This window comes from Micromonospora sp. ABR4_055, from assembly GCF_056160425.1.
On record NZ_JBSWXD010000003.1, the window covers coordinates 77,060 to 97,301 of the forward strand.

Below are 20,242 nucleotides of genomic sequence, written 5' to 3' on the forward strand. Positions count from 1 at the left end.
CCGACCGGCGGCACTAGCAGAACGGCGCGCGCCACACCGCCCGCCCCCTCCAGGTTGGCCCGGCGACAGCTGGGAAACAATCGCCAGGTGAGCGATGGAGGGACGGCCGGGCAGGACCGCGCCGGTGGCGGCGGCCGGCGGCTACTCGGTTTCCTGCTCGCTGTGCTCGCGGTCGCCGTGGTGCCGTTGACCGCCGAGGTGCTGCGGCACCGGCTGCCGGACCGGCTACCGATGCACTGGAACACGGCCGATGTCGTCGACGCGACCAGTTCGCTGACGAACAGCGTGACCGGCTACACGATCGGCGCGGCCGCCGGGGCGGTGCTCGCCGCAGTCGGGGTGCTGCCGCTCGGGCTACGGTGGCAGCTGCGGCGGTGGCTGATCACCATCGGCGCGGCGGTCGCCGGCTTCGTCGCCGGGATCTGGCTGACCACCGTGGCACTTTCGGTCGATGTACTGGACCCGACCCGGGCGCCGGCGCCGAGCTGGCACATTCCCGCGCTGATGGTCGGGGTGACGGGTTGGACGGTGCTCGCGTACGCGGCGTGCGGTCAGCCGCCGGCCGGGCCGGCGGCGGACGGCCGACCCGCCGCCGAGCTGCCCCGGGTGCCGCTGCCGGCCGACGGTGCCGGGTGGACCGAGCAGACATCGGTGTCCCGCACCGGGCTGTGGATCCTGGTCCCGTTGCTGCTGCTCGCCGGGGTCCTGGCGGTCTGGATCAACGTCTGGGTGGCCAGCCCGGTGTTGCTCACCGTGGCGTTGGTGATGCTGCTGCTGGTCAACCGGCTGACCATCGACCGGCAAGGCATCCACATCGGATTCGGTCCGTTCGGGTGGCCGCGGATCAGCGTACCGGCGCGGGAGGTCGTCGGGGCCGTCCAGACGACGGTACGGGTGTCCGAATGGGGCGGCTGGGGCTACCGCTACCACCCCGACACGCGGGGACGTGGATTGATCACCCGATCCGGTCCGGGCATCCGGGTGCAGCTGTCCGGTGGGCGCTATCTCGTGCTGACCACCCGGGAGCCGCAGACCGCAGCCGGTCTGGTGAACACCATCGCCGACCTCGCCGACCGCTGATTCCGGTCCCGGAGGCTCACAGGCCGGTCGGCCAGCCGCTCGACGACTGGCCGGACGGGTTGAACACGGTGTGCAGCTCCGCCGCCACCCGGTCCTGAGCCGCCTCCGCCACGTCCAGCACCGCGCCCATGCCGAAGAACTCGTGCGGTACGCCGTCGTAGTGGATGTGCTCGACCGGCACCCCGGCCGCCCGCAGCCGCTGCGCGAACGCCTGCCCCTGGTCGCGCAGCGGATCCCGTTCCACGGTCAGCACCACCGCCGGCGGCAGGCCGGCGAGCCGTTGCACCGGCAGGTCGAGCAACGCCACCCGAGGGTCGCCGAGCATCTCCGGCCGGGGGAAGGCGTGCCGGGCGAACCAGCTCAGCATCGGGCGGTTCAGCGGCGCCGCGTCGGCGGCGTCCACTCCGGAGCCGTCGTCGATCGTCACGCTGGTCACCGGGTAGATCAGCACCTGCAGCAGCGGCAGCCGCTGACCGGCGTCGCGCAACTGCAGACAGGTGGCCACCGCCATGTTGCCGCCGGCGGCCTCGCCGGCAATGGCGATCCGTCCCGGGTCACCGCCGATCTCCCCGGCGTTGTCCAGCAGCCAGCGGGTCGCGGCGAGCACGTCGTCGTGGGCGGCCGGGAACGGGTGTTCCGGGGCGTGCCGGTAGTCCACCGCCACCACCAGACACCGTTCCTTGTTGCACAGCGCGCGGGGGGTGGCGTCGTAGGTGTCCAGGCTGCCGACCACCCAGCCACCGGCGTACAGGTAGATCAGCACCGGCAGGCCGCCGGCTGGCGACGCCGACGTCGGCCGGTAGACCCGCAGGGTCAGTTGCCCGCCGGGACCGTCGATGGCGAAGTCGAAGACCGAGTCGACCGGCTCCCGTTCCTCCAGGTCCCCCCGGGCGGTACGGATCCGGGCCACCGCGTCGGACAGGGTCGGCTGGCGCCGCGCCTCGGCCGGTTCGAGGATCTCGGTGGGTCGGGGGCCGAGCGCGGCGAACACGTCCAGCAGCGCCTGGGACTGCGGTTCCAGCAGCCCGGACGCGTCGGTGGCGAACCAGCCACGCCGCCCCGAGGTCCGGTCGCGGAGCCGGTCGACCAGCGCCGCCGGCCCGCCCAGTAGCCGGCTGCTGCGGGAGGTGTTCGGTGTCTGCGGGTGCGGATGGGTCGGGGCACGATACTTGGCGGCGGTGAACTGCGCGCCGAGTTCGGCCATCCGCTGCGGGCCGACCGTGGCCCGCAGCGCCGGCAGCAACGTCCCCTCCTGCTCGGCGGCCTGCCGGCGGACGTCGGCGATCAAGTGGTTGAGCGCCTCCTCGAAGTCCAGGTTGCCGGGTCTGGACCGGTCGATCTCGGCGGCCGCCTCCTTGATCCGCTGACGGGTGTCCCGCCCCCGCTTGATCAGCTCGCCGACCGACCCGGCGGTCAGCCGGTCGGTCACCGCCGGCTCGTCGAAGACCGGGTCGAGGATCTGTTCCTCGGCCGCCAGGTGCATGGAGATCCGGTAGACCACCTGGTCGGCCAGGATCCGCCGGTCGCCCTGGCCGGTTTCCAGCCGCCGGAAAAGCTGGTCCAGCAGAACGTGGTCGTCGTTGATCGCCCGGTCGATGTCGCCCGGCAACACCTCGATCACCCGTACCATCGTTCTCCCCCGCTGTCCCGCGTCCCGGCCGGTGTCCGGCGTCGCCGCCCGGTGTCCGGCACCCCGCCTGGCTTCGGTCGGTGACGTCAGCCCGGTGCGCGGTTACCCTCGGCGCGGGCCATGATTCCGCGTGCCGGGCGATTGCTTCGGCGAATCTCCCCCAACCGTAGGCGACCGGGTGCCAGGATTCGGTCAGCAGGGTCCAGCCAGCCGATCCGCAGGAGGAAATCCGCCATGTCCGTCGCCGCGGCCGGGGTGCCCGCCTGGGTCGACCTCGGCACCTCCGACCTGCCCGGTGCGATCCGGTTCTACGGCGAACTGTTCGGCTGGTCCGCGCAGCCGCCCGAGGATCCGGACGCCGAGGGTTACACCCTGTTCAGCAAGGACGACAAACTGGTCGCCGGGGCCGGCTCGGTGTCCACCGGCGGGCAGCCGCCGACCTGGACCACGTACATCGGCACGCTGGACGCCCAGGCGAGCGCCAAGCTCGTCGAGTCGGCCGGCGGCACCGTGCTGATGCCGCCGTTCGACGTGCTCGACCGGGGTAGGGCGGCGGTCTTCACCGACCCGGCCGGGGCCAGCTTCGCCGTCTGGCAGCCGCTGTCCATGGCCGGCGCGGAGCTGGCGAACGTGCCCGGCTCACTGTGCTGGAACGAGCTGACCACCCGCGACCCGGAGGGCGCGAAGGAGTTCTACGGCGCGGTCTTCGACTGGGAGTGCCGGGACACCCCGTTCCCGCCGATCATGTACACGGAATGGCTGGTCGAACAGCAGCCCGTCGCCGGGATGATGCCGATGGTCGGCGACGACTGGCCGGCGGACCTGCCGGCCCACTGGATGGTGTATTTCGCGGTGAACGACTGCGACGCCACCGCCGCGCACGCCGCCGCGCTCGGCGGCACCGTCTCAGTCCCGCCCACCGACCTGCCGCACGGCCGGTTCGCCGTGCTCAACGACCCGCAGGGGGCCTTCTTCTCGGTGATCCGGATCGCCGGCGACTGACGGTTCTGGTCGGGGAACGTCCCGGTCGCGGACCGGGACGACCAGCGGGCCGTGCGCGCCGGGCAGCACCCGCACCCGGGCCCGGTAGTACCGGGCCAGGTTCTCCTCGGTGAGCACCTCGGCCGGCGGGCCGGCGGCGACCGTCCGGCCGGCGGCGAGCAGCACCAGCCGGTCGGCGTACTCGCCGGCCACCGACAGGTCGTGCATGGTGGCCAGCACGGTCAGCCCCCGGTCCCGGCGCAGCTCGTCGACCAGTTCCAGCACCTCCTGCTGATGGCCGACGTCCAGTGCGCTGGTCGGCTCGTCGAGCAGCAGCAGCGGAGCGCCCTGGGCCAGTGCCCGGGCCAGCAGCACCCGCTGGCGTTCACCACCGGACAGTGTGGCCAGCCGCCGGTGCGCGAACCCGGTCAGGTCGAGCCGGGCGAGCACGTCGTCGACCACCGCCAGGTCGGCCGCCGACTCCCGGCCCAGCAGCGGAACGTACGGGGTACGGCCGAGCAGCACGTAGTCGGCGACGGCGATCCCGGCCGGCACCACCGGCGACTGTACGACGGTGGCGACCAGCCGGGCCCGGGCCCGGCGGCCGAGCCGGGTGATCGGCGTACCGAACAGCTTCAGGCTGCCGTCGACCGGCAGCAGCCCGCCGACCGCCCGCAGCAGGGTCGACTTGCCGGCCCCGTTCGGCCCGATCACCGCCACCCACTCACCGGCGGCCACGGTCAGGTCGACACCGTCCAGTACCGGCGCGCCGCCGAGGCGTACCCGCAGGTCACGGCCGACCACCGGGGTGCTCCCAGCCGCGGCCGGCCCGGTCTCGGGCGCGGGCCCGGGCGCGGTCACAGCGCCACCGTCCGGCGGGTGGTACGCAGCACCAGCACGAAGAACGGGGCGCCGAAGAAGGCGGTGACCACACCGATCGGGATCTCGGCCGGCGCGGCCACGGTACGGGCCACCACGTCGGTGACGGTCAGGAACGCGCCACCGAGCAGCATCGACAGCGGCAGGATCACCCGGTAGCTGCTGCCTGCTACCAGTCGGACCAGGTGCGGCACGATCAACCCGACGAAGCCGATCAGCCCGGATACCGACACCGCCGCGGCGGTGCCCAGCGACGCGGCGGCGAGCAGCAGGTAGCGGGACCGCTGCGGGTGCAGGCCGAGGCTGGCCGCCTCCTCGTCACCGACCGACAGCACGTCCAGCTCGCGGCGCTGCGCCAACACCACCACGGCGGCGATCACCGCGTACGGCAGGACCAGCCGAACCTCGTGCCAGCCGTCGGTGGCCAGCCGACCCAGCAGCCACGAGTAGACCTCCCGGATGGTGTCCACGTGGCGTTGCAGCAGGTAGGTCTGCCCGGCGGCGAGGAACGCCGACACCGCCACCCCGGCCAGGATCAGCGTCGCGGTGGACCGGTCCGGCCCGGCGGCACCCGTACCGAGCAGGTAGGTCAGCGCGACCGCCCCGAGCGCGCCGACGAACGCGGCCAGCGGCACCGTCACCGGCAGCCCGGTCAGCACTCCGGTGCCGGGGCGCAGCGCGATGACCGCGGTCACCGCCAGCCCGGCCCCGGCGGCGGCGCCGAGCAGATGCGGGTCGGCCAGCGGGTTGCGGAACACCCCCTGGTAGCAGCCGCCGGCCAGGGCCAGCATGCCGCCGACCAGCAGTGCCAGCACCACCCGGGGCAGCCGCAGCTGGGTGACGATCGCCACCTGCCGGTCGTTGAGTCCACTGTCCACGTCGACGCCGGGCAGCAGGTTGAGCAGTTCGGCGGCGACCGCCAGCGGCGGCAGACTGGCCGGGCCGAACGCCAGCCCGGCCAGGGCCGACAGCACGACTGCCGTCACCGCACCAGCGAACCAGCCGGTGGTCAGCCCGGGCCGCCGCCGGACCGGCGTACGGAGCACGTCAGGACGCCGCCGCCGCGTCGACCGCGTCGACGATCGCCCGGACCAGGTCGACCACCCGGGGACCCCAGCGGGACGCGATGTCGTCGTCGAGCTCGACCACCTGACCGGTCTGTACGGCGGTGATGGTGGACCAGCCGGCCCGCTGCGCCACCGTCTGCGCGTTCTGCTGGCAGCACCTGGTGTCGGCGAGGAAGATCAGGTCCGGGTCGGCGTCGATCAGCGCCTCGGCGGACAGCTGCGGGTAGCCGCCGGCCTCCCCGGACGGGTCCGCCGGGTCGGCGATGTTGGTCAGCCCGACCATGGTGAACAGCGACCCGACGAAGGTTTCGCTGGTCACCGTGTAGAGAGTCGGGTCGAGCTCGTAGTAGTAGCTCAACGGCTCGGCCGGCTGCGCCGCGTCGGCGACCAGTTTGTCGATGTCGGACCGCATGGTGTCGACCAGGTCGGCCGCTGCCTCCGGGTGCCCGGTGAGGGCGCCCAGCTCGGTGATCTGACGGTACGTGTCGTCCAGGGTCACCGCCGCCCCGGCCAGGTAGACCGGGATCGACAGTCGGGTCAGCCCGGCCACCACCTCGTTGGTGTCGCCGGAGAGCACCACCAGGTCGGGCTCGTAGCCGGCGATCGCCTCGACGTTCGGGGTGAACCCGGACAGCTCGGTGGTCGGCGCCTCGGCCGGGTGGTTGGAGTTGTCGTCGACGGCGGCCACCTGGTCGCCGGCGCCGATCGCGAAGAGCATCTCGGTCGCGGTCGGCGACAGTGCGACGATCCGCTCCGGGCGTACCTCCAGGGTCAGGTCACCGACGGTGACCGGGTAGCTGGCGGCGGCCTCCGGGCTGACGCCGGGCTGCGCGTCGTCGGGCCCGCCGGAGCCGTCGCCGGCCTGGCCGCATCCGGTCAGGGCGAGGGTCGCGGCGGTGGCGACCGCGGCGGTACGCAGCAACGCTGCCCGCCGCGTAAGGGGTCTGCTCATCTGGTCCTCCTGTCGGTCGAGGGCTGGTGCTTCGCCGACAGGTCGGGGTGGTGACGCCGGCCCCGGCCAGGTGGCGAGGCGCCCTTCCTCGAGAGCGCGGTTCGCGACCACGCCGCAGGCGACCTGGCTAGCCCCCGGCTGTCGGCCGGGGCATCACAGTTGCGGGACAGCGCCGGGTTCGCACCGGCTTCGCTGCGGGGCGGTCGGTAGCACGGTAACCCACCGACGCCGCCGCAGCGTCATCGCAGCAGCGCAGGGCTGCCGTCCGGTGATGTTCACCGCACGGCAGCCCTGCGTGCCGTCAGTAGCCGGCAGCCCTGCCCGCCGTCAGGACCTGGTGATCCGGACGTCGTCGATGGCCGCCTCGACCAGGCTGGCGGTGGAGGCGTCCGCCGCCTCGACCAGGATCCGCACCGTCTGACCCGCGTACGGGGTCAGGTTGTAGCTGCCGGTCGACCAGGACCCGTACCGGTTGCTCCCCGCGCCGGACTGGTTCAACAGCGTCGTCGTGCCGCCACTGTGCGCCACGCTGATCCGCAGGTAGTCGGCCGACGACGAGTTGTTCAGGTGGGCCAGGTACCAGGCGAGCGACAGGGTGAGGGTGCCGCTCGACGGCAGCGTGATCGCCGGGGAGCGGGCGCTGGTGGCCCCGCTGTCGATGTCGTACGAGCCGGCCGAGGAGCCGGCCAGCCGCCCGGTGACCAGGCTGTTGCTGCCCTGGTAGGCGGTCAGCTGCAGGGCCCCGCCGGAGCTGGTGGCCTGCGCGACGCCGCGCTCCCACTGCCCGGTGGTGGCGGTGTCGGTGCCGCTCGGGTCGGTCGTCCAGCCGGTCGCGGACTCGAAGTCGTCCGCCCAGACGGTGCTGCCCGGCGGGTCGACCGGACCGCCGCCGCAGTACTGCGACTCCTTGCCGATCACCCGGTACGGGCAGTCGGCGTACTCGCTGAACATCAGCACCGCTTCCCGGTTGCGGGCGGTCTGGGTGGGGATCACCTCGTCGGGCGGGTAGAAGCCGCCGCCGCTGGACGAGCCGGGGTACAGCTCGAAGGTGTACGCCCAGATGCCGTGCACGCCCCACATCCAGTCGATGCTGCTGCCGTCGGTGATGTAGAGGTCGGACGACTGTTCCGGGGTGTAGCCGTTGGTCGCCGCCATCTGCGTACCGAGGGTGGCGAAGGTGTTGTACTGGTCGGTGGTCATCCCGGACGGGGTGTTGGCGGTGGTCCAGCCGAACGGCCAGAGCACCAGCTCCGAGTAGCTGTGGAAGTCGATGTTGGCCGTGATCTGCTGCTCACCGCCGACCACCCGGCTGTTGACGAAGTCGCGCAGCGCCTGCGTCTCCGGGGCGGAGAAGGCGTACGGGCCGCGGTAGGTCGACGACGACGGGGAGCCGGAGGATCCGCCGCAGCAGCCCCACAGGTAGTCCCAGTTGCGGTTCAGGTCGGTGCCGACGGCAAACGAGCCGCTGTTGGGCTGGCGGTTCTTGCGCCAGGACCGGTACGAGCCGGTGGCGATGTCGTACTCACTGCCGTCCGGGTTGACGGTCGGCACGATCCAGATCTCGCGGGTGTTGACGATGTTGGTGATCCGCGAGTCGCTGCCGTAGCCGTCGGTGAACAGGTTCAGCAGGTAGATCGCCATCTCGACGGTGAGGTGCTCGCGGGCGTGCTGCTGTGAGTTGAACAGGATCTCCGGCTCGTCCTCGTCGGTGCCGACGTTGTCGGAGATCTTGACCGCCATCAGGTCGCGGCCCTCGTACGAGGTCCCGATGCTGATCTTCCGGGCGATGTTCGAGTGGCTGGAGACTACCTGGTTGACCACCGTGGTCAGCTCTGCGTAGTTGTGGTACGCCGAGTCGGACGGCGGGAAGTCCAACGTGGTGACGTCGCCGGACGCGTCGGTCCTGGTGGGTGCCCGGACCGCTTCGACCTCGAAGCCGAGCGCCTGGATCGCGCTGACCTCGGCCCGGGTCGCGGTGATGTTGAGGATGCCGTGTTCGATGTAGTCGATCGCGGCGCCGGTCGCGGCCACCGCGTCGCGGTCGGCGAAGGTACGCGGTCCGAGGACCCGGTACGGGCCGGCGATCGACTCCCGGTCGGAACCGCTGGGCTTGGGATCGGCCGACACCGGGCCGGTCACGACGGCGAACAGGCCGACGACGGTCGCGATCAGCAGGACGGTGGTCCTGCGCCACGAGCCGGCGTTGGCAGTTGGTGCGCGGAATCGCATATAGACCTCCTGGGGGTGGGGAGGACTCCGCTGGTGAGCACAACTGCACCACCTGTCACATGGTCATATCAATATCTTTCGCGATCAATTCCATGCCAAGCTGATCATCACACGGCATCGATACTTCTCGTACCGGACACCGTGCGGGGAGGGACTACATTGTCCATGGCGGATCTCAGCCACTACGGACTCCTCGATCCACTGCGCCGCGAGCATCAGGCGGAGACGGCCGTCCGCGACCGACGGCGCAACCCGCAACTCATGATCATGTGAGCGCTTTGAACGTCTCGTCGCGGTTGTGAGGTCCATAACGCTCACATGATCATGAATCCCGCCCGCCGGAGCGCCGGAGACCCGCCGGTAAACCGGGTGACGCCGTTCGCCGGCCGCACGATGATGGCCAACGTGGCGCAGGTGGAAGTCGTCGTCGCCCATCACGAACGCGCGACCCTGCGCGTCGGCGAGGTGTTCCTGAAGGTCGACGCCGACCAGATGCGCGCCGACGTCGAGGTCGAGGCCATGGCGAGAGCACCGGTGCCGACTCCGCAGGTGCTGTGGCGTAGACCGCCCGTACTCGCGCTTGCTGCCGTTGCCGGGACGGCGCTCGGCCGGCTTGGCGAGCCGTCGGCGGCGTCGGCGGCGGCCTGGACAGCGACGGGTGCCGCCGTACGGATGCTGCACGACGCGCCGCTGCCACCGTGGCCCGGTCGCAGTCCCGACGAGTTGGCTTCGCAACTCGACGGCGAGTGCAGGTGGCTCATCGCGAACAGAGTGCTCCCCGCCGACCTCGTCATGCGCAACCGCCGGATCGCCGGGGCCGCGTTGCGGCCGTGGACACCGGTCTTCACGCACGGCGACCTGCAGATCGCCCACGTCTTCGTCGACGGTGATGAGGTCACCGGCATGCTCGACTGGTCCGAGGCAGGCCGAGGTGACGCCCTGTTCGACCTCGCCACCCTGACACTCGGGCACCGGGAGCGCCTTGGTGACGTCCTCGCCGGCTACGGCACCGCCGTCGACCTCGACGTGATCGGCGCGTGGTGGTCGCTACGCAGCCTGTTGGCGATCCGTTGGCTGGTCGAGCACGGCTTCGACCCGGCCTCGCCGGGCTGCGAGATCGACGTGCTGAGATCCGCGGGGACCCCGCTGACCGGCCAATGACCGACCGGATCGGTGAACTGTAGGGTCGGGCACCGTGGCGGGTCTCAGGTGGCGGGTACGGTTGGCGGGCGTGACCGCCGCCGCCGGGTTCCTCGCCGTGGCACTCGGCATCCGGGTGCTGGCCGGTGGGAACGGCGTGCTGGACAGTTCCGGCGCGCTGCAGCAGTACTCCGGCACCGCCCTGTACGCGTCGATGGTCTACGCGGGCGTGTTCGTCCTGGCTCCGCGTGCCGGGCCGATCGTGGCCGGGGCGGGTGCCGTCGCCTTCTGCTGGCTCGTCGAGTTCCTGCAGCTGACCGGCGTACCGGCGGAGCTGTCCGAGCGCAGTCTGCTGGCACGGCTGGTCCTCGGCGTCCATTTCGACCCCACCGACCTGGCCTGGTACGTGGTGGGGGTACTGCCGTTGGTCCTGCTGCACGCGGGCGTCGACCGTTGGCGGCTGCGCCACCGGGACCGGCAGCCGGCTGGCGCCGGTGCCGGTGCCGGTCGCGGGCGTGGCCGGTGAGTCACGGTGTGGCCGGGCGGCCCAGGGCCGCCTGGACGATCCGGATCGCCTCCGCGGGGTCGATGCCGCTCCGGGCGATGATCGTCGCGTAGTCGCGGGCGGCGCGGTGGGCCTGCTCGAGGGCCTGGTCGCCGGCGGCTGTGACGAACGAGCCGGCCCGCCCACGGGTCTCGATCAGCCCGGCCTCCTCCAGCTCCCGGTACGCCCGACCGACGGTGTTCACGGCCAGGCCGAGGTCGGCGGCGAGCCGGCGGACCGTCGGCAGCCGGGTGCCGACGGCCAGCGACCGGTCCTGGATCTGCCGGGCGAGCTGGGCCCGCAGCTGCTCGTACGGCGGCGTCGGCGAGGCGGCGTCGATGACGATCATCGGACGATCATGGCCTGCCGTGCGGTCGCCCCGACAGCCGTGGTCCGGGTCTGGACCAGACCGAACGCGACGACACCGGCCACGACGAGTCCGATAGCGACCGCGTTCCACCAGCCCAGCGACTCCCCGTACAGGAAGATGGCCGGCAGCATCCAGACCAGGCTGGGGGTGACGAGGGCGCGGGCGTCCTCGACCCGCATGACGACGTCCGCCGTGAGCGACGCCTCGTCCTCGGCGACGGCCGGGCTGGTCAGCACCTGACGCAGCTGCATGACCATGCCGGCACCGGCACCGGCGAGCCCGATCAGCACGACGGCGGCCCCGGCCCGCAGCACCGGGTCGGAAACCGGCAGTACGCTCACCGCGAGCACCAGCGCGCCGGTGTAGGCGGCGACCGTGAAGACGGCGTACGGCCGGCCGAGCACCGCCGGCCAGCCGAACCCGACCGGATGGGCCACCCGCCGGGGCAGTTGCGCGCCGGCCCGCCGGTCGACGCGGCGGACCCATTGACGGAGCAGCCACTGCGCCGCCAGCATGCCGACCACCAGCGCGGTGAGCACCAGCAACGGCAGCCAGGAGTACGCCGTGTCGGTGACCCGGCCCGTCGCGTGGGTGAGTGCCGCGCCGATCAGGAACCCGGCCAGCAGGATGTCGCCGACGAGCTTGGCCCGCCGTCGCACGGCCAGCCGGGTCGCCAGCAGCGGCGTCGGCTCGGCCTCGGTCAGACCGTGCCGGTCCAGCCACTGCCTGGTCTCGCTGTGCTCTGTCTGGCGCATCGCCACCACCTCCATAGTCGCAAGCTTTGTCTCACAATCATGAGACATAACATGCGACAAAGTCAAGTCAGTCAGGGGTTGACCTCGACCCCGCCCTGCGACTGGAACCCAGGGGAGGGGAGGAAACCCCTCACAGCCCTGAAACACAACCGCTGGTATTACGTAGTACAAGTAAGTGGAGGCACGGTGAAGCTGAACAGCAAGGGTCAGGTGACCATCCCTGCGTCGCTGCGCGCCAAACACGGCCTGCATGAAGGCGACGAGATCGAGGTTGTCGAGGAGGGCGGCGCGCTGCGGATCGTGCGGGTCGACGGCGCCCCCTCCAGAGGACAACGGCTTGTGCGGCATCTACGCGGGCAGGGCGCCGCACGCGAGACGGAGGGCATGACCACGGACCAGCTCATGGAGTTGCTCCGTGGCGAGTGAACGGCTTCGCGCGGTGCCCCAGAGGCATTCGGACGGGACCGTCACCCTGGTCGACTCCAACGTCCTGCTCGACATCCTCACCGAGGATCCGACGCGGTCAACTGCCCCACCCTGCGGGTTTCCTGGCAGGGAAGGCATATGTCAAGTACCGCAGCTACTTCCCCAGGCTGGCGTGGTCACCGCTGACGGGCCCGTCAGTGGCCGAGGTCTGCGGCGCCCAAGCCTTCCCACGGGCCAGCCACGATGGCATCATGAGATCGTCATGCGTCGATCTCATTATGCCTGGAGACACGCGGAAGATCGGCGAGTGCCCCGCCTATGGGAGGATGTATGCGAAGACTGACCACACTGCTGGTGGCGTTCATGATCGCCATGGCCGGCATGTTCGCGACCACCGCCGCCCCAGCCTCGGCGGACTACCCGGACCCGCCGGGCGGCACCCTGCGTAACGTCTACAGCAGCCTGAGCTTCTGTCAGTCGTACGGCAACTACGGGGTCCAGAACGGCCTGTGGAGCTCGTACCTCTGCCAGTACCGCGCGTACGGCAACCCGCCCAACGTCCTCTACTTCTTCTGGACCTTCGACTAGCAGGTGGCTCCTGGGGAGGCTCCACCGTGGGGCTACGGTCTGCTCCCAGCAACGCCCTCACCCACGTCAACCGGGCGTGCGAGACGGGGGCCGGCGAGCGGGGTCGAAGACGCGGGCCATCATCAGGGCGGCCCGGCGCCGACTCACGAATCGGCTCACGAGCACGCCGAGCCGGTTGCCACCGCCGTCAACGACGATCGGGCCCGGATCCCGGAGCTCAAGGTGGCGCAGCGCGGTCGCGACGACGTCCTCTGCAGCCCGCACCTTCCCTGCGGTCAGCACCGCCGCGTCCGGACCCATCCCGGCCGTGAAATCGGTGCCGGTGGCTCCGGGGGCGACAGCGAACACCGTCAGGCCGGTGCCTCGCAGCTCCGTCCATAGTGATTCAGCGAAGCTGAGCATGAACGCCTTGGCGGCACTGTAGACGGCCATCCGGGGAGTCGGGAAGTACGCGGACACGCTGGCGAGGTTGATGATGAAGCCGTTGCCGGCACCCGTCAGCTGCGGCATGAAGGCCGCTGTCAGCGCGACCGGTGCCATCACGTCAACGGCGACCTCGGCGGTCGACTGACTCGGATCCACATCGGCAAACAGGGCGAAAGAGCCGATCGCGGCATTGTTTATCAGGCTTGTCACCTCGACGCCCCGGTCGGCGACCACTCGGCGGATCTCGGTCGGCGCAGCGGGACTGGACAGGTCCGCGGGGACGACCTCGATTCGTACATCAGCAGTGCGGCGCAGCTCGTCCGCGATCGACGCCAACCGGTCGGCGCGCCGCGCGACCAGCACGAGGTTCGCGCCGCGTACGGCCAGCGCCCTGGCGAAGGCGGCACCGATCCCGGAGCTCGCCCCGGTGAGCAGAACGGTCTGTGAGCGGTAGTCGACAGGCATACGACCAGCCAACGTCCTGCCGGCGGCCGTGTCCAAGACCTGTTTCGCACCCCGTCATGCAACAGGCGCATGACGATCGGGACCCAGGGTCAGCCAACGAGGTGCCGCTCAGCAGAGCGGACGAACTCCGCGACCAACGGGTTGGCGTCCCCGGCGCGGGTGACCACGGCGACCTGGCAGGGCTCGACCTCGTGAATGGCAACGGTGACCAGGTCCGGACGTAGGCTGAACCGCCGGTCACCGGCCGGGACGACGGCGATGGCGCTGCCGTCGGCGATGGCTTCGAGCTTGTCGTCGTAGGTGTCGGCCAGCGTGGGACCGAGCTGGGCGGGACTGCCGTCCGGGCGGGGCTCCAGCCGCCAGAAGCCGGTCCAGTCGGCGCCCATGCCGGTGCAGCCGACCAGCGGCTCCGCGGCGATGTCCGCGGCGGTCACCGACTCCTTGCCGGCCAGCCGGTGCGCGGCGGGCACGACCAGGACCCGGGGTTCGTCGTAGAGGACCGCCACGTCGAGGTCGTCGGCCGGAACCGGCAGCGGCGTACGGATGACCAGGGCGTCGGCCTGCCGGCGCAGCAGTGCGTCGGCATCCCGGGTGTCGAGGTGGCGGGTGCGGACGTGGGCGTCGGGAAACCGGTGGCGCAGGTCGCGTACGGCGGGGGTGACGATCAGATCATCGACGTACCCGATGGTGATGGTGCGCTCCGGTGCCGCCGCTCGCGCGGCGAGCACCGCCTGTCCGGCACCGTGCAGTAGCTGCTCGGCGCGGGGCAGGAACGCCGAACCGGCGGCGGTGAGCCGGCTGCCCTGGCTGGTGCGTTCCAGCAGGCGTACGCCGAGAGCGTCCTCCAGCCGCTGGATCTGTCGGCTCAGCGACGGCTGCGCGACCCGGAGCTGCTCCGCGGCGCGCGCGAAGTTCAGCTGCTCGGCGACCACGGTGAAGTACCGGACCAGCCGCAGGTCCAGATCCGGAAGCATGCCAACAGCCTAGTCGTCATGCAGTTCCTGCATAGCGACGTGCGCAGCAGGTCGGTGGAGCGCTCAGCCCGCTGGTCCGCGACGCCATCGGCCGCTCCGGCGGCGGTGGGATGCGCCGTCGAGGCGATTCCGGGCAATGGTGAACAGCTCGCCGACCTCGGTCGGCAGTCGTCCGGAGGTCTCCCGGTGCAGGTGCCGACGGGCCGCCGCCGGGAGGCCGGTGAGCAGTAAGTCGTCCAGCCCGGTGACCAGGCAGAGCCCGGCTAGCCGGGCCTCCAGGTCGGGCAACGGCTCGCCGCGCTGCAGCCGTACGGTCAGCCGGGCCCACGCCCACCCGGCCCGGTTCGCGTCGACCGGCACATGGCGTACGGCGGTGGTCAGCAGACGGCGTACCGTCCGGGGCCGCACCACACCCGCCGCGACCAGCCGCCGCGCGACCTGCTGATGAGCGCCGGGCGCCAGCAGCGCCAACCAGGTGCCCACCCGCCGGTACCCCGGCTCGGCGGCCGTCCAACGCAGGACCCAGCCGCCGAGCGCGTCCACCGGCACGTGCCGCGCCACCAGCCAGAGCCGGCCGTCGCGCACCCGCAGCGCCCCGGCGTCGACCAGGTCCACCAGCAGCGCGGCGGCCAGACCGAACCCGACCGCCCGGTCCGGCAGCCGCAGCCGACCGGTCACCGCGTCCTGCGCCAGCAGGAAGAACTCGTCGGCCAGCAATGGTCTCCGCAGGTGCACCGCCGGCAACGGCAGCGTCATTGCGGCGTCGGCCCAAGCGGCGGTCCCGGTCCCGGCCCTGGCCCCGGTGTGGTGGACCATCGTGGCTCCCTTCGTGGTCACAGGCCGACGGCCTACGCCGGCATCCGGGCCTGGAACTGCCGCGACTGCCAGTCCCGCAGCGCCTGCTTGATCCGTACGTTCTCGTCGCGGGTCATCGCCAGCTCGGCCCGCACCGTGGCCAGCTCGTCGGCGACCAGGTGCAAGAAGGCGCGTACCTCGGCCGGGTCGAGACCGCGCCGGGTGCGGTCCAGGAACTGGCGGTCGCGGACCAGCCCCGGGCTGATCGACGGCCGGGCCGCAGCGCGGTAGTGGCGGGTGCCGGCGTTGCGGGTGTGCGGCCGGGACTGCCGCCGGGTACGCCGGGGAAACAGGACGAGGTGGAGAAGCCTGCGCACGGTGGAACCGCCTTTCGCATTTCGACGGGATCGCTGTCAGGGTGTTTCTGGTCAGGAGCGAGATTCGGGGGTACGGCCGTCACGTTCGACGACGCCGGGCCGCCGCAAGGCGTGTTTGAACACCGACAGCAGCATCATCTGGCCGGCGCGGGGGCCGCTGACGAAGGTGCCCATCACCGCGATCATGGTCACGTGTGGAATGTCGTGACCGTGCCGCAGATGTGACACCCGGATCGCCACCGGGCCGTTGCCGAATGCCCAGTCTTCGGCGCGCAGCCGCAGCACGTCGCCGACCTTGATCAACGGTTCACCGGACAATTTCACACCACCCGCCGCCGTTGCCGCTCCGGCCGTCGTCGCTGCTCTCCGGCGGGTGCGGGAACTCCGGCGGCGACAGGCCGGCGACGGTGAGGACGGTCCGGATCCGCCGTGCTCGCGGCACGTCGCGCCGGTCGAGGATCGCCAGGGCCATGGTGAACGGTGCGCAGAACGCCACCGATCCGCACGTCGGGCATTCGCCGATCCGCCTCGGCAGATGCTTCTCGGCGGTCTCCCTTGCGTGCCGCAACACCGGGTCGTCGTCCGGGTCCGCCCCGGCGGCCGCCACCTTATTGATCATCGAATCCCTCCCGATTTTCTGCTGTCAGCAGATCCACCCTGGACCCGCGACGCCAACAGTGGAAGGATTCCCACCAACAGAACCCGTTCCGAAACTTCGATCTTGAATCGGGAAGGACCGGTAATTCGTGAGCAGCAACGGGGTTCCCCGCACTCTCAAGTTCCTCCGCACCCTCAACGGAGGCATGACCCAGGAGCAGTTGGCGCAGCGGCTGAGCGTCTCCACCTCGCTTATCGCCAAGTTCGAGACGGCCCGGCAGATCCCCCTGCCGGACACCGCCGAGCAGATCGACGATGTCTTCGGCAGCGGCACCCTGGTGCAGGAGACCGCCGCAGACGCCCGCAACGCCGTGCCGCCGGACTGGTTTCAGCCGTGGCCGGAGTACGAGGCCCAGGCCGAGATGCTGCGCGGGTACGAGTCGACCTACGTCCCCGGGCTGTTGCAGACCGAGGCGTACGCCCGCGCGGTGCTCGCCGTCGGTCTGCACCCGCCGGAGGTGGCCGAGCAGCGCCTGGCCCACCGGCTGGCTCGCCAGGTGGCCGTCTTCGACCGCCGGACGCCGCCGGTCACCTCGTTCATCGTCGACGAGGCGGCGCTACGCCGGGGCGACCCGGTGATGATGAAGGAGCAGCTGCTGCACCTGGTCGACATGTCGCGGCGCGACCGGGTGCTGCTGCACGTGGTGCCGGTCGACGCCGGGCTCTACATCGGCCAGCTGGGCAATTTCGCGCTAGCCACGCTGCCGGGCGGGGCGACGGTGGCCTACGCGGAGAACCCGGTGGACGGCCGCACCTACGAGGAGCCGGCCAAGGTCGCCGCCTTCGTCAACGCCTGGGAGGCGATACGCTCGGTGGCATTACCCCAAGACATGTCCCGAGACCTGATCGCGAGGATGGCAGAGGAGCTATGACCGAGCCAGCGTGGCGCACCGCCAGCCGCAGCAACAGCAACGGCGGTAACTGCGTCGAGGTCGCCGACAACCTGCCGGGCCGGGTGCTGGTCCGCGACAGCAAGAACCGCACCGGCGGCACCCTCACCTTCACCCCCACCGCCTGGTCCACCTTCGTCGACCAGGCCGCCACCACCCGACCCTGACCAACCCGACACCGGCCTCCCTGGAGGAGGACGCAGAGCCGGCGCGCATCAGCGCTGACCTATCCGCCGGATGCATCCGCCACTCGACGTGCAGGGCGTCGGCCCTCAGCACGTCCGAGCGGCCGCACTCGCCGCCGAGATTCCGTACAACCCCGACGGGCGGCCGGCCGAGCCTCCTGGCACGCATCAGCTGTTTCCGGATCGGGCGGGCACCAGCGCGCGCTCATGCCGAGAAGCGCGCACCTCGGTCCGTCGAGTCTCGGTCCGCCGTCGAGTGGAGGGCTCAGGCACGTTACTCGCCCGAATAACGTGCCTGAGCCCTCCGCTCGAAGCAATGTCGCCGATCGCGGCGTCCGAATCTGAACCTGCCGCCACGGGCCGCCCCGGCGGTTGAAGGTGTCGGGGCGGTACAGCGAGATCCGCTCATGCCGCGAAGCCGCATCCTGCGCCGCATCTGGCCGCGAGGTGCTCCTGAGCATGAGGTGCTGCTTATGATCGATATCATGCGTGCGTGGCGAGGGTCCTGGTGACGGGTATGTCGGACCGTCGAGCCTCGTCTGCGACGCGGCGCCACGACCGAGCTCGATGGGCGTCGTGACGTGTCCGAGCTGGCCGACACCCTTGAGAAGCTTGTGAGGGCAACGAACTGATCTGCCGCGATTGAGTCGTCGCGATGCGTGCGCCCTCGGTGGGGCATGCAGCAGGTCGAGCGCCGTCCGGTCGGTCGGAGGCGGGCGCTGCGTCGGCGATCAACCTGTCGCTTCGCTCATGCCGCCGATCAGGCGTCACTTTGCGTGTACATGGCCAAAGTGTCGAGTGCGTTCGGCTGTTACCGACGTCAGCACCTCGGCGCGATGACGACGGCACCGATCCAGGGCGCGTGCACGGGGTAGAGTTTCGCGTCGTGGTAGTAGGGCTCGATCAACATGCTGAGGATGGCCGCCGTCTTGGCCAGGAAGCGATGCGGCGGCTACGGCTCAGATCCGTCTGTGCGGTCGACCCCGGGCTGACCGACTCGGAACTCGACCGGATCGAGCAAGAATTCGGGTTCCGTTTCGCCGTTGACCATCGAGCCTTTCTGTCCGCAGGACTACCGGTGAACACCCGCCCCGAGCCGCGCGAGCCGGGCGTGATCTACACACACCCGAAGCCGTGGCCGAACTGGCGTAACGGGGACCGTGACAAGCTGCGCAGCCTGCTGTACTGGCCCTGCGAAGGGGTGCTGTTCGACGTCGAGAACAACGGCTTCTGGCACAGCAGCTGGGGTTCAAGGCCAAGCGGCACCGCATCGGCATTGGCGACAGCGACGCGCTCGCTGACGCAGGTTCCGAAGATGGTACCGGTGTATGGGCACCGGTATCTCCCTGGTGAGTCCGGGGCCTTCGGCCACCCGGTGCTTTCGATGTGGCAGACCGACATCATCTACTACGGGTTGCATCTGGCAGACTACGTCGACCGGGAGTTCGGTAACGTTGGCGTAAGCGAAACTCCGTGGGAGCCGAAGGCAAGCGTCGAGTTCTGGCGCGATCTAGTCTGTTGAGCCGTAGACTTCCCGTCGTCTCGTTCGCCGGGGAATCCCCAAACCAGCGCAGGTGTGCGGCGAGCAAGGCGGCGGCGATTCCGCTGCGGAGGGCTGTCTCTACCGCCCATGACTGTATGCGCACATCTTCCGCGATCCGAGCGTCACGATGCGTCACAACGATCGGTGTGCTGTCGTGCCGATGAGCGGATGTTGCACCGCATCAAGTCCTCGTGGCCTGAGAGGTGAGCCAACCGTGCAACGTCGTGGCCAGTTGTACGGGCTGGTCAAGCTGGACCAGGTGACCCGCCCCATCGATCAGCTCGAGTTGAGCGCCCGGGATGAGTTCTGTCAGTAGGTGAGCACGGTCGACAGGGATCCACGTGTCGTTCTTGCCCCACACCACCAGAACGGGCAAGTCCAGACGCGGGTAGAGACCCTGAATCTCGTCCGTATAGGTCTGGTCCGCCTGGGCGATCTGTCGGTAGAACGCGGCTTGCCCGTCGGTGTCCAGCCAGGGAGAAACGAGGTCCTGCAACTGGCTAGGCCTCAGGCCCATGTGACTAGCTCCTGCGATGTAGGCCCGGAGCGCTCCTTCGTGGACGGCCTTCGGCAGCGCGCTGAAAGCTTCGGCGTTGTCGCGCACAAGCCGGAAGAAGTCCGACCCCCAGGGAGCCAGCGCCACCACGTCGACGAGCGCCAACGACGCGAACGAACAGCCATGCAAGAGAAGGGCCCTCAACGCGACGGCGCCGCCGTAGTCGTGAGCTACGACATGCGGGGACGGCAGCTCCCAATGCGAGACGAGGTCAGCCAGTAACTCACCCTGGACGTCCAGAGACACCCGGTGATCTGGGAACTTTGAGGACTGCCCGTAACCGGGCATGTCCCACAGGTGAACCGTGAACTGGGCGCTCAGAGCCTCGGCGTAGGAGCCCCACAACTGCGAGGACCACGGCGTCCCATGGCAGAACACGACGTCGGGCCCAGAACCCGTCCGACACCATCGGACCTCACGTCCGCGCCACTCGAACTCTTCCGTCAGATGCACCCGGCCAACATTGCCAGACGATCGCCCATCCCCTGAACATCCGCACATGCCGCGAGCCACGCGTCACGGAAAGCTGACCGGCTCGGGACGTACGCCGACTCCCGCGCCGAGCACCACGTCCTGCTCGACCAGGATTTCGACGGCGTACTCGCCGGGTGACACGGTCTGGGCGGACGCTTAGTGGGCGACTTCGCCGGCGGGGAAGCCCTCTGGCGGTTCGGCGGCCTCCAGTCGACCGCTGCCCCAGCCGTCGTTCCGGTCGGAAGTGCGGCGGCCTGGA

At 70.5% G+C, this 20,242-nt stretch carries 22 protein-coding genes, 1 pseudogene and 1 riboswitch; of the genes and pseudogenes, 9 read left to right on the forward strand and 14 right to left on the reverse strand.

Going from position 1 to position 20,242, the window contains the following annotated elements:
- Positions 1–87: 87 nt before the first annotated feature.
- A complete protein-coding gene (locus ACXAHD_RS02160) occupies positions 88–1,080 on the forward strand; it encodes a hypothetical protein (protein WP_281552116.1) in 993 nt (330 codons plus the stop codon).
- Between the two features lie 16 nt (positions 1,081–1,096).
- Here the strand turns inward: ACXAHD_RS02160 and ACXAHD_RS02165 are convergent, their stop codons facing one another.
- Positions 1,097–2,701, reverse strand: a complete 1,605-nt coding sequence (locus tag ACXAHD_RS02165) for an alpha/beta hydrolase fold domain-containing protein (RefSeq protein ID WP_475048235.1) — start codon at positions 2,699–2,701, stop codon at positions 1,097–1,099.
- 243 nt (positions 2,702–2,944) lie between these two features.
- Here ACXAHD_RS02165 and ACXAHD_RS02170 point away from each other — a divergent pair, with 243 nt between their 5' ends.
- Positions 2,945–3,712, forward strand: a complete 768-nt coding sequence (locus tag ACXAHD_RS02170) for a VOC family protein (protein WP_281552118.1) — start codon at positions 2,945–2,947, stop codon at positions 3,710–3,712.
- 12 nt (positions 3,713–3,724) lie between these two features.
- Here ACXAHD_RS02170 and ACXAHD_RS02175 read toward each other — a convergent pair.
- From ACXAHD_RS02175 to ACXAHD_RS02190, 4 genes and pseudogenes are all read right to left on the reverse strand, one after another.
- Positions 3,725–4,495: pseudogene (locus tag ACXAHD_RS02175) on the reverse strand (ABC transporter ATP-binding protein); the annotation flags it as partial.
- 53 nt (positions 4,496–4,548) lie between these two features.
- Entirely contained in the window at positions 4,549–5,616 is a 1,068-nt protein-coding gene (locus tag ACXAHD_RS02180; RefSeq protein WP_348650033.1) for a FecCD family ABC transporter permease, read from the reverse strand.
- Position 5,617: 1 nt separating this feature from the next.
- Positions 5,618–6,589, reverse strand: a complete 972-nt coding sequence (locus ACXAHD_RS02185) for an ABC transporter substrate-binding protein (RefSeq protein ID WP_281552119.1) — start codon at positions 6,587–6,589, stop codon at positions 5,618–5,620.
- A 122-nt stretch (positions 6,590–6,711) separates the two neighbouring features.
- Positions 6,712–6,777, reverse strand: a riboswitch (cobalamin riboswitch).
- A gap of 139 nt (positions 6,778–6,916) precedes the next feature.
- A complete protein-coding gene (locus ACXAHD_RS02190; RefSeq protein WP_475048239.1) occupies positions 6,917–8,818 on the reverse strand; it encodes a M14 family zinc carboxypeptidase in 1,902 nt (633 codons plus the stop codon).
- A gap of 318 nt (positions 8,819–9,136) precedes the next feature.
- Here ACXAHD_RS02190 and ACXAHD_RS02195 point away from each other — a divergent pair, with 318 nt between their 5' ends.
- A complete protein-coding gene (locus tag ACXAHD_RS02195) occupies positions 9,137–9,979 on the forward strand; it encodes a phosphotransferase family protein (RefSeq protein WP_475048242.1) in 843 nt (280 codons plus the stop codon).
- Positions 9,980–10,013: 34 nt separating this feature from the next.
- Positions 10,014–10,484: a ribosomal maturation YjgA family protein gene (locus ACXAHD_RS02200; RefSeq protein ID WP_475048244.1), complete on the forward strand. Its 471-nt coding sequence runs from the start codon at positions 10,014–10,016 to the stop codon at positions 10,482–10,484.
- 1 nt (position 10,485) lies between these two features.
- Here the strand turns inward: ACXAHD_RS02200 and ACXAHD_RS02205 are convergent, their stop codons facing one another.
- Together ACXAHD_RS02205 and ACXAHD_RS02210 are read right to left on the reverse strand one after the other, a co-directional pair.
- Positions 10,486–10,851, reverse strand: coding sequence for a GntR family transcriptional regulator (locus tag ACXAHD_RS02205; RefSeq protein WP_278173272.1), 366 nt, complete (start codon positions 10,849–10,851; stop codon positions 10,486–10,488).
- Positions 10,848–11,627: a hypothetical protein gene (locus ACXAHD_RS02210; protein WP_475048247.1), complete on the reverse strand. Its 780-nt coding sequence runs from the start codon at positions 11,625–11,627 to the stop codon at positions 10,848–10,850. Before ACXAHD_RS02210 ends, ACXAHD_RS02205 begins: the two co-directional genes overlap by 4 nt.
- 186 nt (positions 11,628–11,813) lie before the next feature.
- Here ACXAHD_RS02210 and ACXAHD_RS02215 point away from each other — a divergent pair, with 186 nt between their 5' ends.
- Positions 11,814–12,053: an AbrB/MazE/SpoVT family DNA-binding domain-containing protein gene (locus tag ACXAHD_RS02215; protein ID WP_289211503.1), complete on the forward strand. Its 240-nt coding sequence runs from the start codon at positions 11,814–11,816 to the stop codon at positions 12,051–12,053.
- A gap of 330 nt (positions 12,054–12,383) precedes the next feature.
- Positions 12,384–12,641: a hypothetical protein gene (locus ACXAHD_RS02220; RefSeq protein WP_475048250.1), complete on the forward strand. Its 258-nt coding sequence runs from the start codon at positions 12,384–12,386 to the stop codon at positions 12,639–12,641.
- 66 nt (positions 12,642–12,707) lie between these two features.
- On the opposite strand, the gene ACXAHD_RS02225 is transcribed toward ACXAHD_RS02220, so the two are convergent.
- From ACXAHD_RS02225 to ACXAHD_RS02250, 6 genes are all read right to left on the reverse strand, one after another.
- On the reverse strand, positions 12,708–13,532 hold the full coding sequence (locus ACXAHD_RS02225) for an SDR family NAD(P)-dependent oxidoreductase (protein ID WP_475048252.1): 825 nt from the start codon (positions 13,530–13,532) through the stop codon (positions 12,708–12,710).
- Positions 13,533–13,621: 89 nt separating this feature from the next.
- A complete protein-coding gene (locus tag ACXAHD_RS02230; protein WP_281552127.1) occupies positions 13,622–14,506 on the reverse strand; it encodes a LysR family transcriptional regulator in 885 nt (294 codons plus the stop codon).
- Positions 14,507–14,569: 63 nt separating this feature from the next.
- Positions 14,570–15,322, reverse strand: a complete 753-nt coding sequence (locus ACXAHD_RS02235) for a GOLPH3/VPS74 family protein (protein WP_475048254.1) — start codon at positions 15,320–15,322, stop codon at positions 14,570–14,572.
- 32 nt (positions 15,323–15,354) lie between these two features.
- Positions 15,355–15,678 carry a DivIVA domain-containing protein gene (locus ACXAHD_RS02240; protein ID WP_475048257.1) on the reverse strand — a complete coding sequence of 108 codons (324 nt, stop codon included), beginning with the start codon at positions 15,676–15,678 and terminating at the stop codon, positions 15,355–15,357.
- 51 nt (positions 15,679–15,729) lie between these two features.
- Positions 15,730–15,996, reverse strand: a complete 267-nt coding sequence (locus tag ACXAHD_RS02245; protein ID WP_281552129.1) for a hypothetical protein — start codon at positions 15,994–15,996, stop codon at positions 15,730–15,732.
- Entirely contained in the window at positions 15,986–16,297 is a 312-nt protein-coding gene (locus ACXAHD_RS02250) for a hypothetical protein (RefSeq protein WP_475048259.1), read from the reverse strand. Before ACXAHD_RS02250 ends, ACXAHD_RS02245 begins: the two co-directional genes overlap by 11 nt.
- 127 nt (positions 16,298–16,424) lie before the next feature.
- Between ACXAHD_RS02250 and ACXAHD_RS02255 the strand changes: the two genes are divergently transcribed.
- From ACXAHD_RS02255 to ACXAHD_RS02265, 3 genes are all read left to right on the forward strand, one after another.
- A complete protein-coding gene (locus ACXAHD_RS02255) occupies positions 16,425–17,207 on the forward strand; it encodes a helix-turn-helix domain-containing protein (protein ID WP_281552131.1) in 783 nt (260 codons plus the stop codon).
- Entirely contained in the window at positions 17,204–17,392 is a 189-nt protein-coding gene (locus ACXAHD_RS02260) for a DUF397 domain-containing protein (RefSeq protein ID WP_281552132.1), read from the forward strand. Before ACXAHD_RS02255 ends, ACXAHD_RS02260 begins: the two co-directional genes overlap by 4 nt.
- Positions 17,393–18,353: 961 nt before the next feature.
- Positions 18,354–18,932: a hypothetical protein gene (locus ACXAHD_RS02265; RefSeq protein WP_289213647.1), complete on the forward strand. Its 579-nt coding sequence runs from the start codon at positions 18,354–18,356 to the stop codon at positions 18,930–18,932.
- Positions 18,933–19,134: 202 nt separating this feature from the next.
- Here ACXAHD_RS02265 and ACXAHD_RS02270 read toward each other — a convergent pair whose 3' ends face one another.
- Positions 19,135–19,887 (reverse strand): alpha/beta fold hydrolase, encoded by a 753-nt coding sequence (locus ACXAHD_RS02270; RefSeq protein WP_281555752.1) that lies wholly within the window; start codon positions 19,885–19,887, stop codon positions 19,135–19,137.
- Between the last annotated feature and the right edge of the window lie 355 nt (positions 19,888–20,242).